The organism is Ectopseudomonas alcaliphila (assembly GCF_900101755.1).
GTDB classification, from domain to species: Bacteria; Pseudomonadota; Gammaproteobacteria; order Pseudomonadales; family Pseudomonadaceae; genus Aquipseudomonas; species Aquipseudomonas alcaliphila.
Genome location: NZ_FNAE01000005.1, coordinates 142,058 through 159,750, shown reverse-complemented (window position 1 = coordinate 159,750; position 17,693 = coordinate 142,058). Strand labels below are relative to the sequence as shown.

The following is a 17,693-nucleotide window of genomic DNA, read 5'->3' as shown; positions in this document are numbered from 1 at the left end:
AAGCGAGCGGTTTGAACCAATTGTTATAACTCCGACTCGCGGGACCATATATCAAGATCGCTGCCGCAAGCAGCTGCTATGTAGTTACCACACCACGAAAAACCATATGCTCTTAAATAGCCTGTGTAAATTATTTTGCAGTCAGATTGATGCCCGGGTATGAGAGCGCTTTTGAACGGTTTACATAGAATTAGATGGCTTTCAGGCCATTCTGGAGAAACAACCTCTAGCCCTTCTCCCGCTCTGTTTGTGAGCGGCAAGCCTCCACCATTAATGCCACAAAGCGATACGACTTCATCTTCGATCACTCCAATTCCTTGGCAGTGAAGTCCGAGCTCGCTTAATCCCGCATACTCGTCGTAGTCGCGTTCAATTTTTTCGCCTGTTTTACAGTAAATAACGCTGCGGCCTGAGCTAGATACGACTAACAGGTATGCTCCTTTCTCAGAGAAACCAACCGAAAGAAGCCCTCCGACAGCTATCGAGGCGACATGACTCCATCCTTCCGGTTGCTTATCAACTGATATCTGACCAATCAGTTCTATCAGACGCTGTCTATTATCTGCTAGGTATGAACTCATTTACCTGCTCGGGTTATAACGATTAAGCTAAGGGTCGGGCTTTAGCCCGTCCTAGCGAACGAAGTGAGCGCATTGTTAGACGCCTTAACGATCTGATTTACATTCTGCTGCTGCGTAAAATCGGAGGTCATTCTCTGGGCCCTCCTCAAGGAAGCGAATTACTTTATTTATGGGTAAAGTCATTGCTCCGGTTTTTGAGGATAAAATGAATTGTGTTCCGAAGGTATAGGGGATTACGGTTCGCAGGCTTTCATTCTGTGTAGCCATGTAATCTTCATATTGTTTCCAGGAGTATGGCTCTTTAGTGCAGCGTTTAATGACTTCACCTACGTATGCGCCAGACCAAATTATAGAGTCTGCTACTCCCTCGGTTTGAGAATCTATATTTATTGCGCGCAGTTCAAATAGCCAAGCACTTACCGCATCTAGGCTTGCTAATGAGTAGTCTAATTTTTCTCTATCTAATTTAGTAGGCAGGAGAACATCAATGTCCCCGGAGATTTCTCCTGAAAAATAATTTGCAGCTTCTGAGATCTGTTCGTCAAGTTCTTGATTGCTTGCCATTGCATAACAAGATGTGAGAATAGTGATCAGAGTAAGGATTTGTTTTAGTAGGGGCATGCAAATATTCCAGATAAAGGCGTCTAACGCCAGTGGTAATGGGCGCCAACGGAGCGCAGCGTAGTTGGCGTCCCGTTGATCACCTTGTTAAGCCCGTCACTCACCAATGCAGAGTCCTTCTAGGAACGCCGCAAGCGATGGCGATAGGTTTGTCATATTGAATTCCCAAGGTTCGCCATCGTAGTTTGCTTCTTCGTGATCCCAATGAAACACCGCGCCCTCTGTAGGTTTCTTCAGGGAAAGACAGAAAACATCACCGCCCGGACTTTCACCGATTGGCAAATATCCTTTCGGAATCATCCCTTCATGTTCACCAATCTGGCGAACCAAATCGTTGTAGTACATTTCCCCACGAATTGCATAGAAATGGCCAATAAAATCAAAATGTTCGCCGTTGTGGCGAACACCATCTAACATAGGCCGACCACCATTATATTTTAGGAGGAATGATTTATATTCTTCCGGAAGTGGACGGCCGACTTTTGCTTCAACCTCTGCCAGGTCATCAGGACTTAAGGGGCTGTAAGAATCTACGAATTCCATTAGTTGACCCTTTGAGGCTAACGTTTGGTTAAGGGGGGCTTTAGCCCGTCCCAGTGAGCGAAGCGAGCGATTCGAACCACTTGTTAGGCGTTCTGCTACTCATCTGGTGTTCTCCAGCTCTTGAGGCAGTGCATGCACTGTTTGGCACGCCACGTTCGGAGTTGGCCATTGCAGAATGGGCAGTAAGCGATTTTCAGTTGACACTTAGAGTACATGCGATGATCCGCGTACTCCGCGAGAACGCCTCGATCGACTCCCTCAATTTCAATAATTTTCTCCAGCGTACTTTCCTTGCTCGAATTTTTTAATTCACTCAGTCGTGAGAATGTTTCAACCGCAGGACAATATGCAGTAATAAGTTCTCCACATCGATCACATGTCCTTCTGCCGTGCTCTCGCTGCATTTGGTTGCCTAGCGCCCGCATTTGCGGTTGGTTTGGAGCGCAGCGGAAAACCAGTCCGGCAACATGCGTTTGTTAAGTTTTTGCCCATTGATTTTCATAAACGCCAACTCCGAGTCGAAGGCAGTCACTGAGTTCTTTCGGCTCTACGCCACAATAAATGGACTGAACAATCATCGTATGATTTTCTTCGCCGGAGAATGCCAACTCATATCCGTGGCCGTTCCAGACGTCACCTATTTGCCTAGCTTGTGCGATGGTTTTGCCGACAAATCGCTCAAAGGGTTGATGCTTGCAGATAATGTAGTCATCTTGATTTGTAATTTCGGGCAAATCAGGGCATTCATGAATGCCAAGATATTCGCCACCAACTTCTCCCTGCAACGCAAACACTCCATTCGAAGTGCCAAGGTAAACTACGTTAAATTCTGGATCTACCACATTGATCAAGATGTTATGCAAGGTGGCTCCTTCCAGCTTTGGAAGAAGCTTACTAGATTCTTTTGTATATCCTTCGTAATCTTCGTGCATAGTCATGTTTTAAACTTAACGTTTGGTTAAGGGGTCGGCTTTAGCCGGTCCCGAGTGAGCGAAGCGAGCGGCTTGAACCACTAGTTAGGCTGCACCTTCAATATAGTTGGTGAGTCCGGCGATCAGGCATTCAAGCTCGGAAGGAAAGTACTGCACTACTGCTTCGTGAGTGGGGGCGCCAAGGGAGACCCATAGCTCACCAAGCTCGGTTTGTTCTTTTAATGTGTAGTTCTCGTATAGCTCATAGTGGTACCGGGCTCGCTCGAAAACGAACTGCCACCACTGAAGCTTCTCTTCAAGATTTGTTAAGTCGGCATGCCCTGGCATCGTTGCTGACGCTACGTCAAATACATGTTTCTTCACACGCCCAGGGAGACCCAGCCATAGTTTCCTGTAGTTATGTGAATTCTTCGGCTCTTGGCCTGAGAGGAGAAGGGCGCACTTCAATAAAATCTCAAATCCGAGGACACGAATAATTGCCTGTGAGTCAGAGCGAGCTTCAAGCGAGCGCGCAAGGACTTCTGCATCATGTAGTCGATCCTGAGCTTCACGAAACATGCGAGTAACTCGGTCGTTCATGTGTGGCCTAACTATAAATAGACACCAAATGGTGCATAACCTGCGGGCTGTTTTGGTGGATAACCTTCCTGGTCATTTTCGAAATCCTTCTCTATCTCGCGGCCTGCAGCGAGGCGGTGGGGTGTTTTGCAGTTTATACACCATGTCCGATAACTACTGGCAAGTCGTATTCAGGCGCTTCTTCCCGGCGCTTCCTATTCTTCTGGGTATCGCTGCGCTTGACCCAGGCTAAGCTCTCGGGCCGCAATGATCGCGGCTGAAGCGGAATGCCGCCCAGCCGCTCCTACAGGTCGGGTTGCGGCTCGGGTGTGAGGACTTGCAGTGGCAGGCGCAGCAGTTCGACCTGCCACCAGGTCGGCAGCAGGCGGCGGACTTCCGGGCGGGCGAAGCGGTCGTCGATCAGGTAGAGCACGCCTTCGTCCTCGGGCGTGCGGATCACCCGGCCAGCGGCCTGCACCACCTTCTGCAGGCCGGGGTAGAGGTAGGTGTAGTCGTAGCCGTTGCCGAACAGGGCGTCCATGCGTTGGCGGATTTCTTCGTTGATCGGGTTGAGCTGGGCCAGGCCGAGGGTGGCGACGAAGGCGCCGATCAGGCGTTCGCCGGGCAGGTCCACGCCTTCGCCGAAGACGCCGCCGAGCACGGCGAAGCCAATACCGCGTCCGCCGACCTGGAAGCGTTCGATAAAGCCCTGGCGCGCCGCTTCGTCCATTTGCCGTGACTGCGTCCACAGCGGGATCTGCGGGTGATCGTGGCGCAGCTGCTGCAGCACCTGTTCCAGATACTGATAGCTGCTGAAGAAGGCCAGGTAGTTGCCCGGGCGTTCGGCGTACTGGCGCGCCATCAGCTGGCAGATCGGCGCCAGCGAGGCATCGCGGTGCTGGTAGCGGGTCGACAGGTTGCGTACCACTTGTACGTGCAGTTGTTCGGCGCTGAACGGCGAGGCGACGTCCAGGCACTGGGTCTCTTCCGGCAGACCGAGCAGGTCGAGGTAGTAGTGGCTGGGGCTGAGGGTGGCGGAGAACAGCGTGGCGCTGTGGGCGTCCTCGAAGCGCGGGCCGAGGAAGGGCGCCGGGAGGATATTGCGGATGCACAGGGTCGAGTAGCTGCGCCCGTTGCCAGCCTCGACGCGGCTGATATCGAACAGCGAGTGCGGGCCGAAGCTTTCCGCCAGGCGACAGAACAGCATGGCGTCCAGGTAGAAGCTGAGCAGTTCGCCGCCATTGCCTTCGGGCTGGTCGGTGAGCAGGTCGGTGATGGCGCTGACTGCCTTGCCCAGGGCTGCGAGCAGCAGGTCCGGCGCCAGCGGGTAGACCTGATAGGGCACCTGCTGCTCGCGATGCAGTTGATCCCAGTGGCGGTCGACTCGTTCCAGCACGCTTTTCAGGCGCTTCGGCGCGTCGCGGCACATGGCTTTGAAGCGCGCCTGATCCAGCTCGGCGCTGTACATGCCGCGCCCGCGCTCCACCAGGTTGTGTGCTTCGTCCACCAGCAGGCAGGCGCGCCACTGGTTGATCTGGGTGAGGCTGTGCAACAGGGCGCCGAGGTCGAAGTAGTAGTTGTAGTCGCACACCACCACGTCGCTCCAGCGGCACAGCTCCTGGCTCAGGTAGTAGGGGCACACGCCATGGGCGATGGCGATGTTGCGCACGGCTTGCTGATCCAGCCAGCGCTCCTTGAGTGCCGCGCTGCGCGCTGTCGGCAGGCGGTCGTAGAAGCCTTTGGCCAGCGGGCAGGAGTCGCCATGGCAGGCCTTGCTCGGGTGTTCGCAGGCCTTGTCGCGGGCCACATGTTCCAGCACGCGCAGTGGCGTGTCCGGCTGGCGCAGGCGTTGCAACGCATCCAGCGCCAGGCGCCGCCCCGGTGTCTTGGCGCTGAGGAAGAACAGGCGGTCGAGCTGCTGGCCGGGCATGGCCTTGAGCTGCGGGAACAGGGTGCCGAGGGTCTTGCCGATGCCGGTGGTGGCCTGCGCCAGCAGGTAGTGGCCGTCACGCGCGGCGCGGTACACGGCCTCGGCCAGTTGCCGCTGGCCATGGCGGAATTCGCCGTAGGGGAAGGTCAGGTTTTCCAGCGCCTGGTTGCGTGCCTGCTGGTGCGCCTGTTCCTGCCGCGCCCAGTCGATGTAGCGACGGCAGTGCAGGGCGAAGAACTCGCCCAGCGACGCGGCGCTGTGGCGCTCGCGAAACACTGTCTCCTGCTGGGTCATGACGTTGAAGTAGACCACCGCCAGATCCAGTTCCTCGAAGCCCAGCTCCTGGCACAGCAACCAGCCGTAGACCTTGACCTGCGCCCAGTGCAGCAGGCGGTGGTTGGCCGGGATGCGCGAGACGTCGCCACGGTGAGTCTTGATCTCTTCCAGCAGGCGAAACTCGGGGTCGAAACCATCGGCGCGGCCGCTGACCGTCAGCCCCTCGAACTCGCCGATCAATGGCAGCTCGGACACGTAATCCGGGCCGCGTCTGGCAACCACCGTGGCGTGACCGGCTATGCCCTCCTGCGCGGTGGGCGAGGGGGTGAAGCGCAGATCGAGGTCACCCTCCTTGGCGGTGAACTCGCACAGCTCGCGCACGGCGATGCGCAGGCTCACTCGGCCCACTCCACGTAGCAGACGCTGACCGGCATGCCGTGCTCGGCGCAGAACGCCAGCCAGCGTTTCTGGTTGTCTTGCAGGCGGTCACCGGGGCCTTTCACCTCGATCATCCGGTAGCGGCCTTCAGCGGGCCAGAACTGGATCAGGTCGGGCATGCCGGCGCGGTTCTCGCGAATATCGGCGAGCAGGCGACGGAACCAGGCGGCCAGGTGGGCTGGCGGCAGGCAGGCCAGCGCCTGTTCCAGGCATTCGTTGTCGAGTAGATCCCAGAACACGAAGGGTGATTGGATGCCGAACTTCTCGGCGTGGGTGCGGCGCATGGCCTCGACGTAACTGCCGTCGTCCAGGCGCGCCAGGCAGGCGGCGAACAGCTCGCTGCGTCGGGCGTGGAAGTCAGCGCGGTGCAGATCCACCGGGCCGGTGTGGAAGGGGTGGAAGAAGGCACCGGGCAGCGGGGCGAAGATAGCCTCCCAGCAGAGCAGGCCGAACAGCCCGCAGATCAGCGTGTTCTCCACGTAATGCACGGGCGCACCGGGTTCGGCTAGATGCATGGCTACGGCCAGCTCGACGCTGGCGGCGCGTGGCAGGCGCAGGTCGAGGCGATCCTCGATCAGTTTCGCCGCCTTGGCCGCTGGCGCCAGGCCGAGGCGTTTGTGCAGGCGCGTGCGCGCCCGTTCGGCCAGTTGCGCCTCTTCGGCATTGTGCGGCGCGTTGAGCACCTGCTCGGCCAGGACCAGCGCTTCGGCATCCTGACCCAGGCGCTCCAGCACGCGGATCTGCCGCTGCCGCGAGCCGACCGCGCGGCTGTCGCGGTACAGCGTCAGCGCCGATTCCAGCTCGCCGGCACGTTCCAGATGCTGCGCCAGTTGCAGCAGCAGGCGCTGGTGGCGCTCGCGGATATGCGCGCTGTCGCTGGCAAAATCGCCGAGCTGCTGCAGCACCTCGGTTACCGCCATGCCGGCCTCGAAGGCGTCGCGGCAGGCGCGCAGATGCAGGTAGTCGTCCACGTCCTGGCGGTTGCGAAAACCGCGTGAGCCCGGGGTGATCGGCACCTGCTCGTAGCGGAATATCCCCAGGTCGGCTAGCACGAACTCAGACCAGTCCTGCGCCAGGTTGCCGAAGAACATCAATCGCAGGCGGTCGCACAGCGGCCCGATGGCCAGGCTCAGCAGGCGTTCGTCCAGGTGCGGGCACCAGTCGGCCAGGCTGCGCGGTTCGAGATGCAGTTGGCGCAGGTGCTCGAGCAGCTCGCTCTTCTTCAAATTGCCGGCCGGTAGATCGCTGGCGAAATGCGCGGCCAGTTCGTCCTTGAGCAGCAGTGCGCCCAGTTCGTCGAAGCACAGGGCCGCGCAGTCGATCAGCCAGCCCAGTTCCAGCAATGGTGCGGCAGCGCTGGGGATTTCGCCGATCTCGGCGTAACGCAACTTGCTGACGCGAAAGTGCACGCCCTTGCGCATCACCAGGCGCACCAGCAGCGCCTGGGAGGGCAGTGGCAACTGGGAAAAATCCAGGACGAAGGCGCGCTCGACGTCATCCATCAGGTCACGGTGATGGGTATCGAGCCAGTCGAGGGCCTTGCGGAAGTTGGCCAGGTAATAGAGTTCGGGGGCGTCGAGGCTAAGCATGCTGCGAAGTTTTACTGGTTTTTTATACAGATGCCAGTGCCGTTCACCCGCTGCGATGCCGAGTAGACGGAAGGCGAGGGCGGCGCTGTGTGATCGGCGGTGGCGACTATCTGTCTGATCGATAAGTGCTTTTTCAGGTATCGATGGCGGTGATTGTCACTATCCCGAGATGTGCCTTTTGCCGTTCTGGGGCGTGCGTAACATGACAACCGTAGCCAGTTACTCACCCCCTCTTAAGGAGAACGAACATGAAAAAGCAGATCCTCGCCAGCCTCGTTATCGCCGCCCTGTCCGCCAGTGCTTTCGCCCTGCCGCAGATTACCGTCCAGCAGTCTGCCGCCCCTGTAGTCGCTGAAGATGGCGCAGACCGCGTTGGCCTGAACCGTGTAGCCGCAGATGGCGCAGACCGAGTTGGCCTGAACCGTGTAGCCGCAGATGGCGCAGACCGAGTTGGCCTGAACCGTGTAGCCGAAGGTGGCGCTGACCGCGTCGGCCTGAACCGCGTAGCCGCAGATGGCGCAGACCGCGTCGGCCTGAACCGTGTAGCCGCAGATGGCGCTGACCGCGTCGGCCTGAACCGTGTAGCCGAAGATGGTGCTGACCGCGTGGGTGCCAGCCGTATCAGCTGATCCGGTCATCCATCACGCGGGAGCAGTCTCATGCCGCATTGCAGTTAGAAAGGGCGCCCTGAATCGGCGCCCTTTCTCTTTCATCCATTCTCCACACAATCTCCACGCTCACCCCATACGCCTCCCACCGCCCTTGCCCAGACTCTGCCGTACCTTCACTCGCTACGGAGAGCCGTACCATGAGCCGTTCCCTGGGCTTCAAGCTGGGCGCCATTGCCCTGCTGATTCTGCTGTTGATGATTCCCCTGCTGATGATCGATGGCCTGGTCGACGAGCGCCAAGGCCTGCGCTATCAGGTGCTGCAGGATATCGCGCGCAGCTCCAGCTACCGTCAGCAGATCACCGGACCGATTCTGGTGCTGCCTTACGTCAAGACCACCCATGAGTGGAAGACCAACGAGAAGACCGGCGAGCGTTATAGCGAGGAGCGTCAGCGTCGTGGCCGTCTGTACTTCCTGCCGGAGCGCTTCGTGCTCGAAGGATCGGTCGGTACCGAGCTGCGTGCCCGTGGCATCTACGAGGCGCGGCTTTACCGCAGCGACAGCCAGGTCAGCGGCCAATTCCGTCTGCCGGCGCGCCTGGGGCTGGGCGACGACCTGGGCTTCTACCGCTTCGAGAAACCCTTTCTCTCGGTCGGCATCAGCGATATTCGGGGCATCAGCAACGATCTGCAGCTGCGCTTCAATGGCCAGACCCTGAGCTTCGCGCCGGGCAGTGCTGACGATAAGTTCGGCGCCGGCGTGCATGCACCGATCCCGGCTCTGGATGCTCAGGGCGGGCAGACACTGGAATTCGCCTTCGACCTCAAGCTGCAGGGCACCGAGCAGCTCTCGATAGTGCCGGTCGGGCGTGATAGCCGGGTCAACTTGACCTCCGACTGGCCGCACCCGAGCTTCGTCGGTGAATACCTGCCGAGCCGCCGGGAGATCAGTACCAAGGGCTTCAGCGCCGAGTGGCAGACCAGCTTCTTCGCCACCAACCTGGAAGAGGCACTACGCGACTGTGTGGGCGCTGACCGTTGCCAGGGCCTGTTCGGCCGCAACTTCGGTGTGAGTTTCGTCGACCCGGTGGATCAGTACCTGAAGACCGACCGCGCGATCAAATATGCGCTGCTGTTCATCGCCCTGACCTTCGCCACCTTCTTCCTCTTCGAGGTGCTCAAGCGCCTGGCCGTGCACCCGGTGCAATACGCTCTGGTCGGCCTGTCGCTGGCGCTGTTCTATCTGCTGCTCTTGTCGCTCTCCGAGCATCTGGATTTCGCCCTGGCCTATGGCCTGTCCGCCAGCGCCTGCGTCGGTCTGATCGGTTTCTACGTCAGTTTCGTGCTGCACAGCTGGCGGCGCGGGTTGGGCTTCGGTGCCTTGCTGGCAGCGCTGTACGCCATGCTCTACGGCCTGCTCAACGCTGAGGACTACGCCCTGCTGATGGGCTCGCTGCTGGTGTTCGGCGTGCTCGGCAGCGTGATGGTGCTGACCCGCAAACTGGACTGGTACGGCGTCGGCCGCAGCGCTGCGCAAGCCTGAATCTGATCGGCGCGGCGCAGGCCGCGCCCTGTCTTTGGAGAAATCCCATGCGTCTTCTCATGCAGTTTTCCGCCTGCCTTGGCCTCGGACTGGTAGTGGCGGTGATGATCCTGATCGGCCTGATGTTCTGCGGCTGGTTCGACCTGATCGACGGTTTGCTGCTGACCGGCAAACCGCTGGCAAGCCTGAGCCTGATGCTGCTGCCGGAGGGCTTCTGGACTGCCCTGACCGGCATCCAGGATGCGGCGCAAAACAGCACGTTGAGCTCCTTTCTGTCGCTGTGCGCGGCGCTGGGTCAGGTCGGCCTGCTGCTGGCGCTGGGCTTCATGCGCCTGTGGTATTGGTCATGAGTGGGCATATCGGCCTACGTGAAGAGGCGCGTGCCGGGCATCTGTTGGCGCTGCGTATCGCCTGGCTGTTTCGCGATGTTCGTCATGGGCAGTGGGCGGACAGCGGCGTAGACTCGCGGCTCGTCGGACGGGAGTGCTTCAAGGATGAACAAGAGACTGATCATCGCCCTAGGTGGTTTGCTGCTGGCGAGCCTGGCGCGTGCCGATGATTGCCGACAGCAGATGCCGACCTGGATCGAGATGGCCCATCCGGGCCATACGGCCGGCCAGGCGCTGAAGGACGAGCGTGGGCACTACCGGGTGGATGCCGAGCAAAGTGTCTGCAAGGTTTGGCCGGCGCGGCCTGGGCTGACCTTGATCGCGATGCCGCTGGTGCGTGCGGAGCACGACAGTCATGGTGAGGCGGATCTTGAAGTGCTGGTGCTGGATAACGACAGACAAGCCTTCGTGGCGCGCCTGGTGGAGCCTAACCAGCTGGATTGGGATGCGATCTATGTGGACAGGCTGGCCCTGGACACCGCGCTTTATCGTCTGCGTGGGGATGATCTGGCCTTTGCTGTTCGAGTCAGCCGCCGCAACGGTTCGCGCATGAATCCCTTCACGGAAACCGAGCTCACACTTTACGAGTTGCAAGAGGAAGGGTTGCGCTCATTGATGGGGGCGCTGGTGGTGGAGAGCTTTGGCGGTGAACGAGACGACGATTGCACTGCCTCATTCGGCGAGGCCAAGGGCGTGCTCATCGTCACTGACAAGGTGGGGCGCGATGGCTATCGCGACCTGATTTTCAAGCGAACTCATACTGGCAGGCGCATGGTGGCGGTCGATGGCGAATGCCAGACGATCGAGGACGATCCCCGCTCCAATCAGTTTCGTATTGAGCACGACGAAGAACGCTATCTGCTGCCAATCGAGCTGGTCTCCGACCCGCACTGAGGAGCTGTGCGTAGCCCGGATGCAATCCGGGAACGGCATGACAGGCCATCCCCGGATCGCATCCGGGCTACGAGGGGACAAGCCAGGTGAACCGCGTTCAGCTGGCGCTCGGCTTTATAGGCTGACCGAAATCCCCGCCTGCAGCGTGCGCGGTTCGCCCGGATAGCTCCAGACGTTCCAGGCGCGCTCTTCATAGTGCTTGTCGAACACGTTGTTCAGGTTGAGGTTCAGGCGCACGTTCTCGGTCAGCGGGTAGTAGGCCAACAGGTCGACCAGGCCATAGCCGTCCATGTCGAAGGTATTGTTGCTGGTCTGGCCCTGACGCTCGCTGACGTATTTCAGGCCAATGCCCAGGCCCAGACCGGCCAGAGCACCGCTGTCGAACTCATAGGTGTCGAGCAGGTTGAAGCTGTGGCGTGGTACGTTGGCCAGGCGCGAGCCCACTGGCATGGTGGTGCTGGTGCTTTCGGTGACTTCGGCGTCGACATAGGCATAGCCGCCAATCACCCGCCATTGCGGGGTGATGTTGCCGGCCACATTGATATCGAAACCGCGACTGCGCACTTCACCGGCGGCGATGCTGCGGGTGCTGTCCAGCGGGTCGCTGGTCAGCACGTTTTCCTTGACGATATGGAACAGCGCCGCCGTCAGGCTCAGGTCATGGTCGGCCATGTCGTACTTGATACCGACTTCGTGAGCCACGCCTTTTTCCGGATCGAAGGCGTTGCCGAAGCGATCAGCACCACGGTTGGGCTTGAACGAGCGCGAGGTGTTGGCGAATACCGCCAGCTCGTCGGTGAGGTCGTAGATCAGGCCAAAGCGCGGGGTGACGGCGTTGTGCGCCTGATCCCAGTTGCCGCCAGCGTTGAGCTTGTCCACGTAGCTCTGCTCGAAGCGCTCGATGCGCGCACCTACCTGCGCCTTGAGGCGCTCGGTCAGGGCGATCTGGTCCTGCAGGTAGAAGGCGTAGGACTCCAGCGTTTCGGCATCGTGGGTGGTGGTGCGGGTCAGTGCCGGCAGCGGCTGGCCATGCACCGGGTTGTACAGGTCGATGGGATAAGCGCCGCCGCCGTCCGAGCGGATGATCAGCGAGTTGTAGTTGAACTTGTCGTACTCCACGCCCACCAGCAGGGTATGGGCGAAGCCGCCAAGGTCGAAGTTGCCTTCGGCATTGGCCTGCGCGTTGACGTCGTTCCAGTTCAGCCAGCGCTCGTTGTAGTTGCGCCCGATGGTGCTGGCGCCTGCAGGCAAGCCGGTGTAGGCGTTGCTGTTGTTCTCCACGGCGCCGCCGTAGATCTTGCCATCGAGGTACTGCACGCCGCCGCGCAGGGTCCAGCTGTCATTGAGCAGATGCTCGATGCGCAGTTGCGTGCTGGCGTTCTCGTTGGTCAGCTTGCCGGCGGCTTCTTCGCCGAGGAAGCGGTCGCGCGGCAGCTTGCCCTGCTGGTTGGAGTAGCGGGTAACGCCGCGGTCGAGCGGGTGGCGGTTGTGCAGGTAGTCGCCTTCGAGGGTGACGGCGGTGTCTTCGTTGAGCTGCCAGCGCAGCACCGGGGCGACGTTGTAGCGCTCGCTCTCGACATCATCGCGGAAGCTGTCGCCGCCCTCGGCCACCAGGTTCAGGCGGTAGGTGAAAGCGGCCTGCTGATCCAGCGCGCCGGTGGTGTCCAACGTGCCGCGACGCAGCCCCTCGCTGTTGACCTGGCTGCCGAGCACGGTGCGGCGCTCGGCCTGCGGCTGCTTGCTGACGATGTTGAAGGTGCCGCCCGGATCGCTGCGGCCGTAGAGCATGGCCGCCGGGCCGCGCAGCACTTCGATGCGCTCGATGGTGCTGGCGTCGGGCATGTTCGGGTAGCCACGGTTGACGGCGAAACCGTTGCGGTAGAACTCCTGGCTGGTGAAGCCGCGAATCAGAAATTCGGTCAGGCCCTGGCCGCCGAAGTTGTTGCCGCGCTCCACGCCGCCGGCGTAGTCCAGCGCATCTTCCAGGCGCACTGCGCCGATGTCCTGTACCACTTGCGCCGGCACCACGCTGATCGACTGCGGGATCTCGTGGATCGGCGTGTCGGTGCGGGTCGCACTGGCCGAGCGGCTCGCCCGGTAGCCATCCATCGGGCCGTCGGCCCGCTCGCTTGGGGCGGTGATCTGCATTTCTTCCAGTGCCAGCGGCGTGTCGTTGTCCGTGCTGGCGAAGGCGTTGTGACAGGCGAGGGCGGGCAGGGCGAGTAGCGGTACGACCAGGCGTCGCATGGTGTGAATCCTTGGGGCGGAGAGTAGGTGAGGGCCCGGGATTCTAGTGTTTTAGAGAATCATTATCAAATGCATGTTTGTCGCAGGTTGCGCCTTGGAAGAAGCCATTTTTCTTCTACAGTTTTCAGCGTTTCCGATGAATGTCCGAAACGTCGCGATGCGGCTAATACCAATGTCTATCTGTCGGTCGGTGCTGGCCTGCTGCTAGCTTGAAGCTGCATCAGAATAACAATAACCGGAGGCGTCTATGACTTCTGAACAAGCAAATGCCGCGGCCTACTGGAAGGCCAACGTGCGGCTCATCACCTGGAGCCTGATCGTCTGGGCGCTGGTCTCTTACGGGTTCGCCATGATTCTCCGGCCAATGCTGGCGGGAATCTCGGTAGGCGGCACTGACCTGGGATTCTGGTTCGCGCAGCAGGGTTCGATCATCACGTTTATCGGCATCATTTTTCACTATGCGTGGAGACTGAACCGCCTCGATAAAGAATATGGCGTCGAGGAGTAAGTGGTCATGAGCCAATTTGCAATCAACCTGCTTTTCGTCGGGGCTTCGTTCGCGCTCTACATCGGTATCGCGATCTGGGCCCGCGCCGGCTCGACCAAGGAATTCTACGTCGCCGGTGGCGGCGTGAACCCCATCACCAATGGCATGGCGACCGCCGCTGACTGGATGTCCGCCGCCTCCTTCATTTCCATGGCTGGCCTGATCGCCGCTGGTGGCTATGCCAACTCCACCTACCTGATGGGTTGGACTGGTGGCTACGTGCTGCTGGCGATGCTGCTTGCGCCCTACCTGCGCAAGTTCGGCAAGTTCACCGTGCCGGACTTTATCGGTGACCGCTTCTACAGTCGCGGTGCGCGCCTGACAGCGGTGATCTGCCTGGTGATCATGTCGGTGACCTACGTGATCGGGCAGATGACCGGTGCTGGTGTGGCGTTCTCGCGCTTCCTCGAAGTCAGCTCTTCGGCGGGCATCTGGATCGCCGCCGCCATCGTCTTCGTATATGCCGTATTCGGCGGCATGAAGGGCATCACCTATACCCAGGTGGCGCAGTACGTGGTGCTGATCATCGCCTACACCATCCCGGCGGTGTTCATTTCCCTGCAACTGACCGGCAACCCGATTCCGCCGCTGGGCCTGTTCAGCAATCACGTCGATTCCGGCGTACCGCTGCTGCAGAAACTCGACGAAGTGGTACGTGAGCTGGGCTTCACCGACTACACCGCCGATGTCAGCAACAAGCTGAACATGGTGCTGTTCACTCTGTCGCTGATGATCGGTACCGCCGGTCTGCCGCACGTGATCATCCGCTTCTTCACCGTGCCGAAGGTTTCCGACGCACGCTGGTCGGCTGGCTGGACCCTGGTGTTCATCGCCCTGCTGTACCTCACCGCTCCGGCCGTAGCCTCCATGGCGCGCCTGAACCTGATGACCACCATCTATCCGAGCGGCCCGACCGCCGAGGCCCTGGCCTACGACGAACGTCCGGAGTGGGTGAAGAATTGGGAACAGACCGGCCTGATCAAGTGGGAAGACAAGAACGGCGACGGTCGCATCCAGCTGTACAACGATGCCGCACCGGCCTTCACCGCTACCGCTCAGGAGCGTGGCTGGAACGGTAACGAGTTGACCGTGAACAACGACATCCTGGTTCTGGCCAACCCGGAAATCGCCAACCTGCCGGGCTGGGTCGTGGGTCTGATCGCAGCCGGTGGTATTGCTGCGGCGCTGTCCACTGCGGCTGGTCTGCTGCTGGCGATCTCTTCGGCCATCAGTCATGACCTGATCAAGAACCTGATCAATCCGAAGATCAGCGAGAAAGGCGAGATGTTGGCGGCGCGGATATCGATGGCGGGTGCCATCGTCCTGGCCACCTGGTTGGGGCTCAATCCACCAGGGTTCGCCGCGCAGGTGGTGGCATTGGCCTTCGGTATAGCGGCGGCCACGCTGTTCCCGGCGCTGATGATGGGGATCTTCTCCAAGCGGGTGAACGACAAGGGCGCCATCGCCGGCATGCTGACCGGTCTGGTGGTGACTCTGGTGTACATCTTCACCTACCTGGGCTGGTTCTTCATTCCGGGCACCAACATGCTGCCGAACACCCCGGACAACTGGCTGTTTGGTATCTCGCCGCTGTCCTTCGGTGCCGTCGGTGCGCTGATCAACTTCGGCGTGGCCTACGCCGTGGCCATGGTGACCACTGCGCCGCCGCAGGAGATCCAGGACCTGGTGGAAAGCGTACGTACCCCCAAAGGTGCTGGTGCCGCTCTGGACCACTGAGCATAATCACCGCCTGATGCCACAGTGGTTGTGGCTCAGGGACTCTGCAGACGGGCCTCCATCGGAGGCCCGTCTTATTTCAGGAAATGCCTATGCTCTGGACAATAATCGCCATCGTCGTTGCGGGCCTGGGGGCTGCTGGTATCGCCCTGCTGCTGCGCAAGCTGACGCGTAACAAACTGCCGAAATGGATCGTTCCGCTGTTCGGTGGGCTGGGGATGCTGGGTTACCAGGTCTTCTACGAATACTCCTGGTTCGAGCACCAGCTGCAGCGACAGCCGCCGGAGTCGGTGGTGGTGGCCAGCGAATCCGGTCAGGTGTTCTGGCGCCCCTGGAGCCTGTTCGTGCCGATGACCACGGCATTCACCGTGCTCGATACACGCAGCCTGGTGAAGCAGACCGTCGAGGGCAGCGTGATCGCCGAGTTCATGCTCTACCGTTTCGAGAAGCAGCATATCGACCATGTCGCGCACCAGGAACACCTGCTCAATTGCGACACCGCCGAGTTGTTGCCGCTCGATGCGCAGAAGCAACCACAGCTGGCTCAGATCAAGCGCATCAGCAAGGACGATCCGCTCTATCGCCAGGTGTGCCGCTAGCCCCTTGTCTTTGCGCTGAGTGCTGCGGCAGCGGTGCGTGCGGCGCACCCTGCGCAAGATTCGGCGTGAAAGGCGCCCGTAGGGTTCGCGGGGCCGCCTAGGCCGCGCGCACCACCTACGCTGCGCTCACCCAGGCGCTTTTCCACGCCCGATAGACCCAGATCAATATCCACGCCTGTCACCTGCATAGAATCGCCAGCCCCTGATTTTTCGAGCTTGCGGTCATGCCCCGTTTTCCCGAACTGCTGTCTCCAGCCGGCACCCTGAAGAACATGCGCTACGCCTTCGCCTACGGCGCCGATGCGGTGTACGCCGGGCAGCCGCGCTACAGCCTGCGCGTACGCAACAACGAATTCGACCACGACAACCTGGCCCTCGGCATCAATGAGGCGCATGCGCAGGGCAAGCAGTTCTATGTGGTGGTCAACATCGCCCCGCATAACGCCAAGCTGAAGACCTTCCTCAAGGACCTGGCGCCGGTGATCGAGATGGCGCCCGATGCGCTGATCATGTCCGACCCAGGCCTGATCATGCTGGTACGTCAGCACTTTCCGCAGATGCCGATTCACCTCTCGGTGCAGGCCAACGCGGTGAACTGGGCCAGTGTCGAGTTCTGGCGCCAGCAGGGGCTGACGCGGGTGATCCTGTCGCGCGAGCTGTCGCTGGAGGAGATCGAGGAAATCCGCAGCCAGGTGCCGGGCATGGAGCTGGAGGTGTTCGTCCACGGCGCGCTGTGCATGGCCTATTCCGGACGCTGCTTGCTGTCGGGCTACATCAATCGCCGCGATCCCAACCAGGGCACCTGCACCAACGCCTGCCGCTGGCAGTACCAGGCGACGCCGGCCGGTGAGAACGAGCTGGGCGAGATCGTGCGCATGGTCGACCCGACCCTCGGCCAGGGCGCACCGACGACCCAGGCCTTCGTGCTCGAAGAGGCCGGGCGGCCGGGTGAGGAAATGGCCGCCTTCGAAGACGAGCACGGCACCTACATCATGAACTCCAAGGACCTGCGCGCGGTGCAGCACGTCGAGCGTCTGGTGCGCATGGGCGTGCATTCGCTGAAGATCGAGGGGCGTACCAAGAGTCACTTCTACGTGGCGCGTACCGCGCAGGTCTATCGCCGCGCCATCGACGATGCGCTGGCCGGCAAACCGTTCGACCCGAGCCTGCTGGGCAGCCTTGAGTCATTGGCGCATCGGGGTTACACCGAGGGCTTTCTGCGCCGCCATGTGCATGACGAGTACCAGAACTACGCGCGCGGCAGCTCGGTGTCGGAGCGTCAGCAGTTCGTCGGCGAGCTGACCGGCGAGCGCCGTGGCGAACTGGTCGAGGTACGGGTGAAGAACCGTTTCGCCGTGGGCGATGGGCTGGAGCTGATGACCCCGCAAGGCAACCTGCGCTTCACCCTGGAGCAACTGCAGAACGCACAGGGCCAGGCACAGTCGGTGGCGCCGGGAGATGGCCACGTCCTGTACCTGCCACTGCCGGCAGATGTGCAATTGGAGTACGGGCTGCTGATGCGGGATCTGTAGGGCGGCCAAGGTGGATCGCTGGCAAGCCGGCTCCTACAGGTGTTGTTGCTGGGGCAGGGATCGCTTCGTAGGAGCCCGCTTGCCGGCGATGCGCAGAGCGCTGACTGGTTCCGAGGTGTCGTGGTCCG

The 17,693-nt window shown here is 60.5% G+C and carries 16 protein-coding genes; 8 read left to right on the top strand and 8 right to left on the bottom strand.

All coding sequences use genetic code 11. The features are described from left to right. Positions 1-23: 23 nt before the first annotated feature. From BLR77_RS25160 to BLR77_RS16895, 7 genes are all read right to left on the bottom strand, one after another. A complete protein-coding gene (locus BLR77_RS25160) occupies positions 24-581 on the bottom strand; it encodes a hypothetical protein (protein WP_074679851.1) in 558 nt (185 codons plus the stop codon). 84 nt (positions 582-665) lie between these two features. Beyond that, complete coding sequence (locus BLR77_RS25155) at positions 666-1,202, bottom strand: hypothetical protein (protein ID WP_139203015.1); 537 nt, start codon at positions 1,200-1,202, stop codon at positions 666-668. A 96-nt stretch (positions 1,203-1,298) separates the two neighbouring features. After that, positions 1,299-1,745, bottom strand: coding sequence for an SMI1/KNR4 family protein (locus BLR77_RS16915; protein ID WP_074679848.1), 447 nt, complete (start codon positions 1,743-1,745; stop codon positions 1,299-1,301). Between the two features lie 476 nt (positions 1,746-2,221). Next, positions 2,222-2,683, bottom strand: a complete 462-nt coding sequence (locus BLR77_RS25150; RefSeq protein ID WP_139203014.1) for a hypothetical protein — start codon at positions 2,681-2,683, stop codon at positions 2,222-2,224. 78 nt (positions 2,684-2,761) lie between these two features. After that, positions 2,762-3,235, bottom strand: coding sequence for a hypothetical protein (locus BLR77_RS16905; protein WP_074679844.1), 474 nt, complete (start codon positions 3,233-3,235; stop codon positions 2,762-2,764). A 304-nt stretch (positions 3,236-3,539) separates the two neighbouring features. Next, the gene (locus BLR77_RS16900) at positions 3,540-5,840 is read right to left on the bottom strand and encodes an ATP-dependent DNA helicase (protein WP_074679841.1); all 2,301 of its coding nucleotides are present in this window, start codon (positions 5,838-5,840) and stop codon (positions 3,540-3,542) included. After that, positions 5,837-7,468 (bottom strand): VRR-NUC domain-containing protein, encoded by a 1,632-nt coding sequence (locus BLR77_RS16895; RefSeq protein WP_074679838.1) that lies wholly within the window; start codon positions 7,466-7,468, stop codon positions 5,837-5,839. Before BLR77_RS16895 ends, BLR77_RS16900 begins: the two co-directional genes overlap by 4 nt. Before the next feature lie 248 nt (positions 7,469-7,716). Between BLR77_RS16895 and BLR77_RS25700 the strand changes: the two genes are divergently transcribed. The 4 genes from BLR77_RS25700 (at position 7,717) to BLR77_RS16875 (ending at position 10,903) form a co-directional block, all read left to right on the top strand. Then, the gene (locus tag BLR77_RS25700) at positions 7,717-8,097 is read left to right on the top strand and encodes a phage infection protein (protein ID WP_074679835.1); all 381 of its coding nucleotides are present in this window, start codon (positions 7,717-7,719) and stop codon (positions 8,095-8,097) included. 179 nt (positions 8,098-8,276) lie between these two features. Then, positions 8,277-9,620 carry a cell envelope integrity protein CreD gene (gene creD / locus BLR77_RS16885; RefSeq protein ID WP_074679832.1) on the top strand — a complete coding sequence of 448 codons (1,344 nt, stop codon included), beginning with the start codon at positions 8,277-8,279 and terminating at the stop codon, positions 9,618-9,620. Between the two features lie 47 nt (positions 9,621-9,667). Then, positions 9,668-9,970 (top strand): hypothetical protein, encoded by a 303-nt coding sequence (locus BLR77_RS16880; protein ID WP_074679829.1) that lies wholly within the window; start codon positions 9,668-9,670, stop codon positions 9,968-9,970. 144 nt (positions 9,971-10,114) lie between these two features. Beyond that, positions 10,115-10,903, top strand: a complete 789-nt coding sequence (locus BLR77_RS16875) for a PA3715 family protein (protein ID WP_074679827.1) — start codon at positions 10,115-10,117, stop codon at positions 10,901-10,903. A 114-nt stretch (positions 10,904-11,017) separates the two neighbouring features. Here the strand turns inward: BLR77_RS16875 and BLR77_RS16870 are convergent, their stop codons facing one another. Next, complete coding sequence (locus BLR77_RS16870) at positions 11,018-13,150, bottom strand: TonB-dependent siderophore receptor (protein WP_074679824.1); 2,133 nt, start codon at positions 13,148-13,150, stop codon at positions 11,018-11,020. 247 nt (positions 13,151-13,397) lie between these two features. On the opposite strand from BLR77_RS16870, the gene BLR77_RS16865 reads away from it, so the two are divergent. From BLR77_RS16865 to trhP, 4 genes are all read left to right on the top strand, one after another. Beyond that, positions 13,398-13,658 carry a DUF4212 domain-containing protein gene (locus tag BLR77_RS16865; protein WP_074679822.1) on the top strand — a complete coding sequence of 87 codons (261 nt, stop codon included), beginning with the start codon at positions 13,398-13,400 and terminating at the stop codon, positions 13,656-13,658. 6 nt (positions 13,659-13,664) lie between these two features. After that, positions 13,665-15,434: a sodium:solute symporter family protein gene (locus tag BLR77_RS16860; RefSeq protein ID WP_074679819.1), complete on the top strand. Its 1,770-nt coding sequence runs from the start codon at positions 13,665-13,667 to the stop codon at positions 15,432-15,434. Positions 15,435-15,526: 92 nt separating this feature from the next. Beyond that, positions 15,527-16,033 carry a hypothetical protein gene (locus tag BLR77_RS16855; RefSeq protein ID WP_074679816.1) on the top strand — a complete coding sequence of 169 codons (507 nt, stop codon included), beginning with the start codon at positions 15,527-15,529 and terminating at the stop codon, positions 16,031-16,033. Between the two features lie 224 nt (positions 16,034-16,257). Then, entirely contained in the window at positions 16,258-17,565 is a 1,308-nt protein-coding gene (trhP, locus tag BLR77_RS16850) for a prephenate-dependent tRNA uridine(34) hydroxylase TrhP (protein WP_074679813.1), read from the top strand. Positions 17,566-17,693 lie beyond the last annotated feature (128 nt).